This window comes from Ruminococcus flavefaciens ND2009 (assembly GCF_000621785.1).
Lineage (GTDB): Bacteria > Bacillota > Clostridia > Oscillospirales > Ruminococcaceae > Ruminococcus > Ruminococcus flavefaciens_C.
Map to the genome: position 1 here is coordinate 736,696 of NZ_KK211346.1, position 12,785 is coordinate 749,480.

12 protein-coding genes are annotated in these 12,785 nt (G+C 50.0%); all 12 read left to right on the forward strand.

Annotation, left to right across the window (positions count from 1 at the left end):
• Positions 1 to 68: 68 nt before the first annotated feature.
• Complete coding sequence (locus tag T488_RS0110275; protein ID WP_028520721.1) at positions 69 to 1,379, forward strand: extracellular solute-binding protein; 1,311 nt, start codon at positions 69 to 71, stop codon at positions 1,377 to 1,379.
• On the forward strand, positions 1,376 to 2,254 hold the full coding sequence (locus T488_RS0110280; protein WP_028520722.1) for a carbohydrate ABC transporter permease: 879 nt from the start codon (positions 1,376 to 1,378) through the stop codon (positions 2,252 to 2,254). Before T488_RS0110275 ends, T488_RS0110280 begins: the two co-directional genes overlap by 4 nt.
• Positions 2,251 to 3,078, forward strand: coding sequence for a carbohydrate ABC transporter permease (locus T488_RS0110285; RefSeq protein ID WP_028520723.1), 828 nt, complete (start codon positions 2,251 to 2,253; stop codon positions 3,076 to 3,078). Before T488_RS0110280 ends, T488_RS0110285 begins: the two co-directional genes overlap by 4 nt.
• Positions 3,075 to 4,196, forward strand: coding sequence for a glycoside hydrolase family 88/105 protein (locus T488_RS0110290; RefSeq protein WP_028520724.1), 1,122 nt, complete (start codon positions 3,075 to 3,077; stop codon positions 4,194 to 4,196). Before T488_RS0110285 ends, T488_RS0110290 begins: the two co-directional genes overlap by 4 nt.
• A gap of 123 nt (positions 4,197 to 4,319) precedes the next feature.
• Complete coding sequence (locus T488_RS0110295) at positions 4,320 to 4,751, forward strand: NfeD family protein (protein ID WP_051536415.1); 432 nt, start codon at positions 4,320 to 4,322, stop codon at positions 4,749 to 4,751.
• Between the two features lie 39 nt (positions 4,752 to 4,790).
• Positions 4,791 to 5,768 (forward strand): SPFH domain-containing protein, encoded by a 978-nt coding sequence (locus T488_RS0110300; RefSeq protein WP_028520726.1) that lies wholly within the window; start codon positions 4,791 to 4,793, stop codon positions 5,766 to 5,768.
• 400 nt (positions 5,769 to 6,168) lie between these two features.
• Positions 6,169 to 7,476, forward strand: a complete 1,308-nt coding sequence (locus T488_RS0110305; RefSeq protein WP_278245081.1) for an MBOAT family O-acyltransferase — start codon at positions 6,169 to 6,171, stop codon at positions 7,474 to 7,476.
• 12 nt (positions 7,477 to 7,488) lie between these two features.
• Positions 7,489 to 8,985 (forward strand): DHHW family protein, encoded by a 1,497-nt coding sequence (locus T488_RS18795; protein WP_051536416.1) that lies wholly within the window; start codon positions 7,489 to 7,491, stop codon positions 8,983 to 8,985.
• A gap of 9 nt (positions 8,986 to 8,994) precedes the next feature.
• A complete protein-coding gene (locus tag T488_RS0110315; RefSeq protein WP_028520728.1) occupies positions 8,995 to 10,794 on the forward strand; it encodes an HAD-IIIC family phosphatase in 1,800 nt (599 codons plus the stop codon).
• Positions 10,787 to 11,029 (forward strand): acyl carrier protein, encoded by a 243-nt coding sequence (locus T488_RS0110320; RefSeq protein WP_028520729.1) that lies wholly within the window; start codon positions 10,787 to 10,789, stop codon positions 11,027 to 11,029. The genes T488_RS0110315 and T488_RS0110320 overlap by 8 nt, the downstream gene beginning before the upstream one ends.
• Positions 11,029 to 11,871 carry a metallophosphoesterase gene (locus T488_RS0110325; protein ID WP_028520730.1) on the forward strand — a complete coding sequence of 281 codons (843 nt, stop codon included), beginning with the start codon at positions 11,029 to 11,031 and terminating at the stop codon, positions 11,869 to 11,871. Before T488_RS0110320 ends, T488_RS0110325 begins: the two co-directional genes overlap by 1 nt.
• A gap of 150 nt (positions 11,872 to 12,021) precedes the next feature.
• Positions 12,022 to 12,783 carry a 23S rRNA (guanosine(2251)-2'-O)-methyltransferase RlmB gene (gene rlmB, locus T488_RS0110330; RefSeq protein ID WP_028520731.1) on the forward strand — a complete coding sequence of 254 codons (762 nt, stop codon included), beginning with the start codon at positions 12,022 to 12,024 and terminating at the stop codon, positions 12,781 to 12,783.
• Positions 12,784 to 12,785: the final 2 nt, after the last annotated feature.

The following is a 12,785-nucleotide window of genomic DNA, read 5'->3' on the forward strand; positions in this document are numbered from 1 at the left end:
TTTGTATTGATTTTACTTCTATAATGGTGTATAATTACATTATATCATTATATCAGGGATCTGAGAGTATGAAAAAGATTATTTTTAAAGCCGCAGCAATCTGCTGCGCACTTTCACTCTCTGCCTGCGCAAGCAAAAAAGCTGTTTCTGTAACACCCCCCGATGGGAGCCTTGATAAGTGCGAGCTGCGCTTTTCGTGGTGGGGCGGTGACGACAGACACGAAGCAACTCTGAAAGCCATTGATCTGTGGAGCAAAAAACACCCCGACATCACCATTACTCCCGAGTACGGAGGCTGGGACGGCTGGACCGAAAAGGTAACGGCACAGATGAAAGGCGGCACAGAGCCCGATATTATGCAGATAAACTACGACTGGCTCATAACTATGTCCCCTGACGGGAAGGGATTCTATGACCTTGACTCGCTGAGCGGTACTCTCGATCTTTCGGGATTTGACGAGGAAACTCTGTCCTTCGGACGGGCAGACGGAAAACTCAACGCCGTTACGGTATCCCTCAGCGGTCGTGGGCTGTTCTATAATTCAGAGGCTTACAGCACCATCGGTGCGGCTTATCCACAGACATGGTCGGATCTCATTGCTCTGGGAGAAAGCTTCGGAAACCAAGACGCCTACCCTCTGGATCTGGATATACAGTCGGGCGGCACCGCATGGTATCTTGCGGTCGTGTACATACAGCAGAAAACAGGCAGACAGTTCATCACCCTTGACGGTGAGCTGGGCTTTACAAAGGAGGACATCCGTGATGCCCTTGACTTCTACAAGCTCCTTGAGGATAACCATGTCATCAGGACAGTAAAAACACGCACAGACGAGGACGGAAATGCCGCGCTGTATCAGTCCTCCGAGTTCATCGGCGGAAAGGTGGCAGGTGTTCTGGAATGGGGCAGCGCCGTGGGCAAGTACGAATCAGTGCTTCCCAAGGGAGTCCTTGAGACAGGTCCTCTCCTCGCCGACGAAAACGGGAACAACAGCGGCTGGATGATAAAGCCGTCGCTGCTTTATGCAATTTCGGGGCACACAAAGCACCCCGACGAGGCTGCCGCATTTATGGACTTCCTCCTCAATGACGAGGAATGTGCCGCGATACTTGGTACTACCCGAGGCATACCCGCTTCACGGAAGGCATCATCTGCTCTTGAGAAAAGCGGCGCTCTTACGGGGCTTTCCAAGGAGAGTCAGGATATTCTCAATGAAACAGACACCATAACCATCAGCCCCTATATGGAGCTGTCACGCATGAAGTCCTTCTACAATACCGCCATTGAATCGGTCTCATACGGCACCGCCGACACGGAGACCGCCGCAGAGCAGATGTACCGCTCTGTTACCGAATATCTGGAGAAGATAAAAAAATGAAGACCCGAACCTACCGCAATCCCGTGGGCGTAAGCAGATACACGGGACTGCTCCTTATCTCGCCCTTCATCATAGGTGCGCTGCTGCTGATAATCTACCCTTTCATATCCTCTTTCATTACAGGACTTACGGACGGCAGCAGCTTCGTGGGCTTTGAAAACTACAGGCATATCCTGTCCGACGAAAACATACGGAGCTCCGCCGCTGTGACACTGAAATATGCAGCCATACTTGTGCCGCTGAAGCTGATAGTCTCGCTGGCTGTGGCTCTGCTCCTCAATATGGAGCTGAAGGGCATCGGCATATTCCGCACCGTATTCTACATACCATCAATACTGGGAGCAAATCTGGCTGTCATCATTATGTGGCAGTACCTTTTCACCTCAGAAGGACTGGTAAATCTGCTCCTTGAGGCTGTGGGACTTTCTCCCGTGAGCTGGTACGGTGATACTGATGCTGCTCTTTTTATAATAGTGCTGCTGAGGCTGTGGGAATTCGGTTCTACTATGATAATATTTCTCGCGGCGCTGAGGGATATTCCCCGTGAGCTCTACGAAGCCGCAAGGGTGGACGGCTGCGGACGGACAAGGGCTTTCTTCTCAATAACACTGCCCCAGATACGGAACGTCATATTCATAAATCTGGTGCTCCAGACCATAGCCGCCATGCAGGAATTCAATGCTCCCTACATGATAACAGGCGGCGGTCCCCTGGGCAGCACCCGCACCATCGGAATGTACATATACGAGGAGATGTTTACCTTCGGCGACGAGGGCACGGCTAATGCTATTTCCTGGCTGCTGTTCGTGCTTATCGCCCTTATCGTGCTCATAATGTACAGGACAACGGGCAGACTGAGGAGGGAGGACAGATGAAAAAGCTCCTTCTTTACCTGCTCCTCACAGCAGCCGCTGTAGTAATGCTCTATCCCCTGCTCTGGCTGCTGGGAGCTTCATTCAAGTCCAATGAGGAGATATTCACCTCAGCCTGGTTCATGCCGGAAAGACTTGATCTCTCGGTTTACGGCAAGGCGTGGAAGACTGTGACCCCTTACAAAATGGGGCATTACTTCCTGAACACCTTCATGATAATAGTGCCGAAGACCGCCTTTGCAGTGCTCTCATCGGTACTGGTGGCATACGGCTTTGCAAGGTTCGACTTTCCGCTGAAAAAGCTGTTCTACGGACTGCTTATATGCGGTATGTTCATGCCTGCGATAGTTACCGTCATGCCCATGTACTCCCTGTGGAGCAAGCTGGGACTTCTTGACACCTATATCCCCCTTACCCTGCCTGCACTTTTCGCAGGTGAGGGAATGTTCGTATTCATACTCATACAGTTTTTCAAGGGAATACCAAAGGAATTCGACGAGGCTGCAAGGATCGACGGCTGCGGCACGCTGAAAACGCTGTTTTTCGTGCTTGTGCCCTGTATAAAGCCTGCTGTCATCTCCATAGCGGTATTCACCTTCCTCTGGACCATGAACGATTTTCTCGGTCCGCTAATAATGATACAGTCAGTGGAAAAGTATCCTCTGTCACTGGCACTGAGGCTCTCGGTGGACAGCACCGGACAGGGCTATGAACAGCGCAGCGTCATTGCCATGTCGGTCATAGGACTTATCCCCTCTGTGGCTGTATTCGCACTCGCACAGAAAAAATTTGTCAGCGGTATAACCGCAGGAGGACTGACAGGATGACAAAAGCAGAAAACATCATTTCCAAATATATCGACGCATTTATACTGCCCTCACCGCCGCTCAGTCCGCTGTGGAACCAGGAGAGCATACTCTATAACAAGCCGCCCAAATGGAACTATATCGACAACTGCATGATAACAGCGCTGCTGATGCTGTATGACATTAACGGAGATAAAAGGCTCCTTGACTACTCTGTGAAATTCATGGACGCCTACGTAACCGAGGACGGAACTATCCCCACCATGAACTTTGCCGACTATAACCTGGACAACATCAACGGCGGCAAGAACCTTTTCAGGCTGTGGGAGCTAACAGGTGAGGAACGCTACCGTCTCGGCTTTGAAAAGCTGTGGTACGAGCAGATAGTCCGCCACCCCCGCCTTTCCTGCGGAAGCTTCTGGCACAAGGCCATATATCAGGATCAGATCTGGCTGGACGGTGCCTATATGGTGCTGCCATTCATGGCGGAGTATGCCAAGCTACACAATATGCGCGGCGTCGCCGAGGACGTACAGCGCCAGTTCACGGATATGTGCAAGATAATGCGGGACCCCGTTACGGGGCTTTATCACCACGGCTACGACGACACCAACTCCATGTGCTGGGCAGATAAGATAACGGGGCTTTCTCCCGAATTCTGGCTTCGTTCCAACGGCTGGGTATGCGCCGCACTGGCGGATACCTGCGGGATAATGACAGACAGCTCCTCTCTCAGGAACCAGCTCAGCACACTTCTCCATGATATAAGTGCCTTCATCACCGATGAGGGCATGCTGCTCCAGCTCCCTGCACGGAAGGAACTGGAAGGAAACTATCCCGAGACCAGCGGCACTCTCCTCTTCGCCTACGCCGCCATGAAGGCCGCAAGGCTGGGAATATGCGGCGAGGATATATTCAACGCAGGCAAGACCGCCTTCAGCGCCGTCACAGAAAAGTTTATCGACAACAGCGGTGATGTTCCCGTGCTGAAAAACATCTGCCTTATGGGAGGCCTCGGCGGTGACGCAGGACGGGACGGCTCCGCGGAGTACTACCTCAGCGAAAAGGTGGTGGAAAATGACGGCAAAGGCATAGCCCCCTATATCATGGCTTATACAGAGCTTAAAAGAGTACAGTAATTATACTTTAAGGCTAAAAATTTTGTCGCTTTTTTGACAATCATACTTGAAAAGTTCACACTTTCGTGATATAATACGAATTGTAGGGATTACTACAAATAATTGCGAAAGGGGGAAATCACCTTGAGTGTACTGTTTTGGGCTATCGCAGTTGTCGCTTTCGTGATCGCAGAGGTCGTTACGGTACAGCTCGTTTCGATCTGGTTCGCAGCCGGAGCCTTTGTAACTCTGCTGCTGAGCTACTTCTATGAGCTTTCCGCGCTTCAGCAGCTTGGTATATTCATTATAGCATCATCTGTTTTCCTGCTTCTGAGCATACCGCTCATCAAAAAACGCAGGAAGAAGGCAGCTGTTGCAACGAATGCCGAGCTTGACATCGGCAAACACGCCACGGTCATCGAGGAGATAAATGCAGACAAAGGCACAGGCCGCGTCACTCTCAATGGGGTAAACTGGAGTGCCGTTCCTGAGGACGAAAATGCGATAATTCCCGAAGGAACTGTCGTCATCGTCACCAAGGTCATGGGCGCGAAGCTTCGCGTAAGACCTGAGTAAAATTAAACTATCCATAAAATCAATCGGAGGTAATCAAAAATGGATGCATTCGGAATCATAGTATTATTGGTAATCGTTGTTCTTTTATTCGTTATCATCAGATCCTTCAGGATCGTACCGCAGGCTCATGTGTTCGTTATCGAGCGTCTGGGCTCATTCCACGCTGAGTGGGAGACAGGACTCCACGTTCTCGTTCCCTTCATCGACAGGATCGCAGGCAAGGTATCACTGAAGGAAAAAGTTGTAGACTTCAAGCCTCAGCCCGTTATCACTAAAGATAACGTTACAATGCAGATAGATACAGTCGTATTCTATCAGGTAACTGACGCTAAGCAGTATATCTACGGCGTTGAGAGACCTCTCGCCGCTATCGAGAACCTTTCAGCCACAACTCTCCGTAACATCATCGGTGAGATGGAACTGGACGCTACTCTCACTTCAAGAGACGTTATCAACTCAAAGATCACAGCTATCCTGGACCAGGCTACTGACCGCTGGGGTATCAAGGTAAACCGCGTTGAGCTCAAGAATATCCTGCCTCCTCGTGAGATCCAGGACGCTATGGAAAAGCAGATGAAGGCTGAGCGTGAGCGCCGTGAGAAGATCCTCCAGGCAGAGGGTGACAAGAAGTCACAGATCCTGGTTGCAGAAGGTGAAAAGGAATCTCAGATCCTCCGCGCACAGGCTAAGAAAGAATCTCAGATCCTTGAGGCAGAGGCTGAAAAGCAGGCAATGGTGCTCAGAGCCGACGCCGTAAGAGAGCAGAAGATACTTGAGGCTACCGGTGAAGCAAGAGCTATCGAAATGGTTCAGGAAGCACTGGCAGATAGTATCGTAAAGCTGAATAACGCTAATCCTAACGAGAGAGTTATACAGCTCAAGTCACTTGAGTCCTTCGCAAAGGCTGCTGACGGCAAGGCTACAAAGATCATCATCCCCAGTGAGATCCAGGGACTTGCAGGTCTTGCAACAGGTCTCAAGGCTATCGTTTCAAACGATAATACAAACACACAGTAAACCGTATCCCCTCACCCTTCGGTGAGGGGATCTTTTAGCTAAAACCAAACCGCCTTACAAAATTACCGCAGAGATCTGCGGCTTTTTTGTGCCTTGATACGATTTTTGAAAAATACTGCCGATTTTTGAAAATCCCGCTCTTTTTCTCTTGCATTTCAGCAGCATTTGTTGTATAATATTCAGTGCGGACTTATGCAATTTTTCCGCCCAAAAGAGATATAGATAAATGTTTGATTTTTAACTGTTCCGCCAGCCTTTACGCGGGAAAAAGAAAGATACAGAACAAAAGCAACAAGGCGGTAGAACAATGGTTTTTTCAAGACTTTTCTTCATATATATATTTCTCCCTTTATGCCTGCTGTGCTATGCTGCGGCAAGAGGGACAAAACAAAAAAACACGGTGTTGATAATTTTCTCGCTTATCTTTTATGCATGGGGCGAGCCCGTTTATATTTTCCTGATGCTGCTCACCGCAGTCGTGAACTACACGGCAGGTCTCATTATCGGAAAATATCAGGGCAAGGGGGGCGATACGGCTGCAACTGCTGCGGCTGTTGTCTATGACCTTCTTATGCTTGGTGTATTCAAGTACAGCGGCTTTATTACGGAAAATATCAACGCCCTTTTTTCATGCTCGATACCCGTTCCGGATATACGGCTGCCTATCGGTATCAGCTTCTACACCTTCCAGACCATTTCCTATATCATCGACTGCCACTGGGAAAAGGTGAAGCCCCAGAAGAGCTTCAAGAACTTCCTGCTTTACCTGACACTGTTCCCACAGCTTGTGGCAGGTCCTATAGTAAGATACAGCACTATCGAAAAGGAGATCGAAAGCCGCACAGTGGAGCTCCGGGACATTTCCTACGGCTTCAACCGTATCGCTCTTGGTCTGGCAAAGAAGGTCCTGCTGGCTGACCAGCTCAATCTCATTTCCGAGAACTTCCTCGGCAACATCGGCAGCAGTACCGCCTTCGGAGCCTGGTACGGAGTTATAGCTTACGGTATGCGTATCTACTTCGACTTCTCGGGCTATTCGGACATAGCCATCGGTCTGGGAAGGATCTTCGGCTTCCACTTTGACGAAAACTTCGACCACCCCTTCATCTGCAAGGACATCACCGAATTCTGGCAGCGCTGGCACATATCTCTCAGCACATTCTTCCGTGACTATGTGCTGTATATCCCAATTTTCGGCAAGCGCAGAAAGTACGGCGGACTCTTCCTCGTATGGCTCTGCACAGGCATATGGCACGGCGCAAGCTGGAACTTCATTCTCTGGGGACTTTACTACGGCGTCTTCGTATTCATCGAAATGAAGATAGGCAAAAAGAAGATGAAGAAGATTCCTGTGGTCATCAGACATATCTACAGCAAATTCGTAATATTCATCGGCTTCGGCATTTTCTACTTCGAGGACATAAGCAAGCTGGGCACATTCTTCAAAACAGCCTTCGGCTTCGGCAAAAACGGATTTATTGCCATGCAGGACAAGATCTCTCTCATCAACAATATGTACCTGCTCATAATTGCGGTGATATGCTGCTTCCCTATTATAAACATCATAAAGACTGTATCGGACAAGCGTTTCACTTCAAAGGCTGTCATTTCCTCGGCAGCTGCGGTGGCAGCAGCACTTCTTCTGGTGATAACAAGCATAATGCTTGTTGACTCCACCACCCACCCATTCCTGTATTACAGATTTTAAAGAGGCACATAAATGAACGAAGATAACAAGACCGCTTCTCAGGACGAAAAGAAAAACAAGTCCGCAGGGGCAAATGATAAGGCTGAGCGTCCCGAGCCCGTAATATCCATTGAGGCTTCAGACCGTGAAAAAACAGCCATAGATATTCCCATAAAGGCTAAAAAGCTGAAAAAGCAGCGCAGAAAAACTACTCTCAACTCAATAGCTCTTGCAAATATCATACTCATGGGAGCTATTTTTGCAGGGGGCTTCGTGTACGTTGCTCTGCTTCCCCACGAGACCAAAGCAGACGACGAGAACCGTATGCTGACAAAATTCCCGAAGTTCTCCGTAAAGAACTACGTCAGCGGCGAATATACCGCAGGTATCGCGGATTATTTCGATGATACAGTACATGACCGCGCTCATATAAAGCAGTTCATCGCCGATAATATCACTCCCCTCAAGGGACGCAAATACGGCGACGGTGAGGACGGCGCAGAGCTCTACGGCAGCGGCTTTGAGAAGAAGCCCGTGGTCACGGTGACAACTGCCCCTCCCGTTACAACAGCGGCTCAGGATGTCTCCGCTCCTGCGGCTGAGACTACGGCTGCCCCCGAGACAACCGCTCCTCCCGAGGAGGAGCCTGCACAGGGCGAGCTTACCAACAATATCCTCATCGTCAACAAGAGAGGTATCACCCTCTACGGAGGCGCATGGGGCACCGAGCAGGAGTACGCTTCCTTTGTCAACGAGTACAAGGAAGCTCTCGGCGGCATGAACGTATACTCAATGGTGCTTCCCACATCAAGCTCCTTCTATCTTCCCGAGGAATACAGCAATCTAGCATACAGCGAGAAGGACGACTTCGACAAGATCGAGGCTTCACTGAAGGGAGTTATCCCCGTTGACGCTTACAATATCCTCAATGCCCACAAGGACGAGGCTATATACTCCCGTACCGACCACCACTGGCAGCCTCTCGGCGCTTACTATGCCGCAGAGCAGTTCGCCCTCATGGCAGGTGTCCCCTTTGCGGACCTTTCCGAGTACGAGACCGTTACCCTCCCGGGATATGTGGGTACCCTATATATGTACACCCAGAGCGCTACACTGCTCAACAATCCCGAGGACTTCGTATACTATAAGCCAAAAACGCCCGTTACTGTCACACAGTACGACACACATTTCCAAAATCCTGTGGCAGCTAACCTCCTCCTTGACCCGGCTCCTATGCCCAATTCTGGCTATTATATGGTCTTCGGCTCCGATGAGAGGATAGTCCACGTAAATACAGAGTGCAAGAACGGCAGAAACCTTGTCATATTCAAGGACAGCTACGGCAATGCCCTGCTGCCCATGCTGACAAGCTCCTTCGAGAACATATATCTCTGTGATATACGTTATTTCGACCTTAACGCCATCGACTTCATCGACAGCGTGGAGGCTACGGACGTACTTTTTGCCATGTGCTCATTCTCTGCTGTTGGTGCAAACCGCAGCTGCATACACAACAATCTGAAAAAATAAGGAGATAAAATGAGAGAACTGAACTTTCCGTTTGACGGCAAGGACATAATACGCAGAAGGCTTGCTCTGAAAAAGGCTCTGCTTTCCGACGGAACTGTCCGCGTCAAGAAAAAGGTCGCTGTGCTGGGGGGCTCAACGACTAACCACATCGTATCCGCACTGGAGCTTTTTCTTCTGAATTTCGGCATTGAACCCGAATTCTACCAGTCGGAGTACAACAAGTTCTATGAGGACGCAGTTTTCGGTAACCCCGAGCTGGACAGCTTTGACCCTGACATAATCTATATCCATACAACTTCGAGAAATCTTACGCTCATGCCCGAAAGTCCCGCTGAAAAGCCCGAAAGAGTGCAGCAGCGCCTTGAGGAGCAGTTCGGCATATTCAGACAGGTCTGGGAAAGCCTTACAGAACGCTATTCCTGCCCCATTATACAGAACAACTTCGAGCTTCCCCTGTTCAGAAGGACAGGCAGCTATGACGGCTGGAGCGTGACAGGTCACGGAGCCTTCATCGACCGCATGAACGTCATGTTCTCGGACTATGCGAGAAACGCTCACGGACTCTATATCCACGATATAAACTACCTTTCCGCTGTTTGCGGACTCTCCCGCTGGCACGACGCAGAAGCGTGGTATCTCTACAAGTATGCCATGAGCACAGCTGTTATCCCCGACCTTGCATACAGCCTTGCCTGCATAATCAAGTCCATTTACGGCAAGAACCACAAGGTGATCGACCTTGACCTTGATAACACCCTCTGGGGCGGCGTCATAGGCGACGACGGTCAGGAGGGTATCGAGATAGGTCCCGAGACTGCTGTGGGACAGGCTTATGAGGAGTTCCAGAGCTTCATAAAGGGCTATAAGAACTACGGAGTGCTTCTTGCAGTATGCTCCAAGAACGAGAAGGAGAACGCCATACTGGGACTTCAGCACCCCAGCAGTATCCTCTCCCCCTCCGACTTTGTCTCCATAAAGGCAAACTGGGAGCCCAAGGACAGGAACATCGCCGAGTCCGCTGAGGATCTCAGTCTCGGACTGGACAGCTTCGTATTCGTTGACGACAATCCCGCCGAGTGCGCTATCGTTGAGGGACAGCTGCCCATGGTACAGACCGTGAACCTGAGCAACGTCCATGAGGCGATGTACAAGCTCACAAGAGGCGGCTATTTCGAGGTCACTTCTGTCTCCGAGGACGATATGCACCGCTCTGAGATGTACAAGGCAAACGCTCAGAGAGCGGCACAGCGTAAGGAATTCGAGAGCTATGAGGACTATCTCCTCAGCCTCGATATGAACGCAGTTATCTGCGATTTCAAGCCCGTTTATATCCAGCGAATAACTCAGCTCACCAACAAGAGCAATCAGTTCAACCTGACTACAAGGCGTTACACTGAGAACGAGATACACGAGGTCAGCATCAGTCCCGACCATATCTGTCTCTGCGGAAGGCTTCTGGACAAATTCGGCGACAACGGTATAGTCTCCGTAGTAATAGGCAAATGCCGCGGCAAGGAGCTTGATATAGAGCTCTGGCTCATGAGCTGCCGCGTACTGAAAAGAGATATGGAGTTTGCCATGCTGGACGAGCTTGTACGACTTGCCAAGGAAAGAGGCATTGACCGCCTCAACGGCTATTACTATAAGACGCTGAAGAACAACCTGGTCTCCGAGCTTTACGGCACCTTCGGATTTACGCGGGACAGTCTGGCGGAAAACGGTGATTCAGTCTGGCACATGGATATCGGAAACTACGAAAACAGGAACAAAGTAATAAAAATCCATGATAAGGAGAACAGCAATGAATAATAACGAGATAACAACAAGACTTAATGAGGTATTCCGCGACGTTTTCGGTGACCCCTCCATTTCCGTTACCCCATCGACCACCTCCGATGACATCGAGGACTGGGACAGCATAGAGCATATCAACCTCATTGCCGCAGTGGAGGACGAATTCGGTATGCGCTTCAAAATGCGTGAGGTCTCGGGAATGAAAAACGTTGGTGAGATGATGAACATCATCGCTGAAAGAGGCAAATAATGTCAAAGAAAGCTAAAAAAAGGCTTATTATCGCCATTGTACTGCTGATACTGGTGCTGCTGTCTGCATGGGGCTTTACTATGCGGACAGTAAGCTACGATGTTAAAAGCCCCAAGCTTCAGAAGGGCATGAGGATAGTCTTTATATCCGACCTGCACAACTGCTTCTACGGCGGTACAGACCAGTCGGGGCTCATAGATGAAGTACATGACGCAAAGCCTGATATAGTCATCTTCGGCGGTGACGTGGTAGACGCCTGGGGCGGCACAAAGCACGCACTTACCCTCATGAAGGCGCTTTCTGCCGAGTACCCCTGCTTCTATTCTCCCGGAAACCACGAGGAAATGCGCAAGGATACCGAGGAGTTCTACGACAGCGTAAGGGAGATATGTCCCCTGCTTCTGGGAGAATACTCCGAGATCGAGATAAATGGCGAAAAGGTAAGGATATACGGCGCAGAGGATTCTGTTGCCTGGGGCAAACACAAAACCCAGCTGGAAGAGTGCTTCGATACTCTCGACGGCAGCTGCTACAATATCCTCATCGCCCATCAGCCCGAACAGATAGACGCCTACCTGGGCGAGGGGCTCAATAACACCGAGAACTTCGACCTTATCCTCTCCGGTCATGCCCACGGCGGTCAGTGGAGGATACCTAAGCTGCTGGATCAGGGACTCTACGCCCCCGACCAGGGCATTTTTCCCGATTATACTCAGGGAATGTACGAATATGACGGCACAGTACATATAATAAGCGTAGGTCTTGCCAGACCTCTGAGAATGATATTCATTCCAAGAATCTTCAACCGTCCCGAGCTGTCGGTGATAGATATAAACAGATGAGCAGCCGCCCCTTTCCGCGGTAATTTGCAGAAAATAAAAAAAGCTCTTGTAATTTCAGCTCAATAATGGTATAATGAAAATGATCTTTTCTTTTGGGAAGAGGTCTATACAGAACAAAAGGAGATGGGCATTTCGAGCCCGCTGTAAGGTATGGAAAAAGATAAAAAAACTACAGAGATGTCCGAAAATATCATATGCGGACGTAATCCCGTCATCGAGGCGCTGAAATCAGGTGCGAGCCTCGATACTATCTACATAGACGGAAACGGCGGAAGTCTCGGACTTATCCGCAAAATGGCAAAGGAACAGGGCGTCGTAGTCAAGGACGCCGACGATAAAAAACTCTCACGCCTTTCCGGCGGCGCTTCCCACCAGGGTGTTGTCGCTGAGGGCGCCTGCGGAGAGTATGTGACTGTTGAGGATATTCTTGCAGTCTCACAGAAAAAGGGCACAAAGCCTTTCATCATCATATGCGATGAAATTGAAGACCCACATAATCTCGGCGCTATCATACGTACTGCCGAGACATCGGGCGCTGACGGAATCATTATCCCCAAGCGCAGGAGCGCTTCTCTCAACGCTACCGTCTTCAAGACCTCGGCAGGAGCGGCAAGCTACGTCCCCGTAGCAAGAGTGCCAAATCTTGCCGCCTGTATCGACACCCTCAAGGAAAACGGTGTGTGGATATACGGCACAGACGCCTCGGGCTCAGACTACTCCGAAACTGACTTCACAGGCGGAGTTGGTCTTGTAATAGGCTCTGAGGGCTTCGGAATAAGCAAGCTTATCGCTAAAAAATGCGACTTCATGATAAAGCTTCCCATGCTGGGAAGGATAAATTCACTAAATGCTTCCGTTGCGGCAGGCATCTTCATGTATGAGGTGCTCCGCCAGCGCAGGGGAAGCAAATAAGG

What these genes read in the sequence shown, in the direction of transcription:
- T488_RS0110275 (WP_028520721.1), top strand. Translation starts at nt 69, where the DNA reads ATGAAAAAGATTATTTTTAAAGCCGCAGCAATCTGCTGCGCACTTTCA.
- T488_RS0110280 (WP_028520722.1), top strand. Translation starts at nt 1,376, where the DNA reads ATGAAGACCCGAACCTACCGCAATCCCGTGGGCGTAAGCAGATACACG.
- T488_RS0110285 (WP_028520723.1), top strand. Translation starts at nt 2,251, where the DNA reads ATGAAAAAGCTCCTTCTTTACCTGCTCCTCACAGCAGCCGCTGTAGTA.
- T488_RS0110290 (WP_028520724.1), top strand. Translation starts at nt 3,075, where the DNA reads ATGACAAAAGCAGAAAACATCATTTCCAAATATATCGACGCATTTATA.
- T488_RS0110300 (WP_028520726.1), top strand. Translation starts at nt 4,791, where the DNA reads ATGGATGCATTCGGAATCATAGTATTATTGGTAATCGTTGTTCTTTTA.
- T488_RS18795 (WP_051536416.1), top strand. Translation starts at nt 7,489, where the DNA reads ATGAACGAAGATAACAAGACCGCTTCTCAGGACGAAAAGAAAAACAAG.
- T488_RS0110315 (WP_028520728.1), top strand. Translation starts at nt 8,995, where the DNA reads ATGAGAGAACTGAACTTTCCGTTTGACGGCAAGGACATAATACGCAGA.
- T488_RS0110320 (WP_028520729.1), top strand. Translation starts at nt 10,787, where the DNA reads ATGAATAATAACGAGATAACAACAAGACTTAATGAGGTATTCCGCGAC.
- T488_RS0110325 (WP_028520730.1), top strand. Translation starts at nt 11,029, where the DNA reads ATGTCAAAGAAAGCTAAAAAAAGGCTTATTATCGCCATTGTACTGCTG.
- rlmB (WP_028520731.1), top strand. Translation starts at nt 12,022, where the DNA reads ATGGAAAAAGATAAAAAAACTACAGAGATGTCCGAAAATATCATATGC.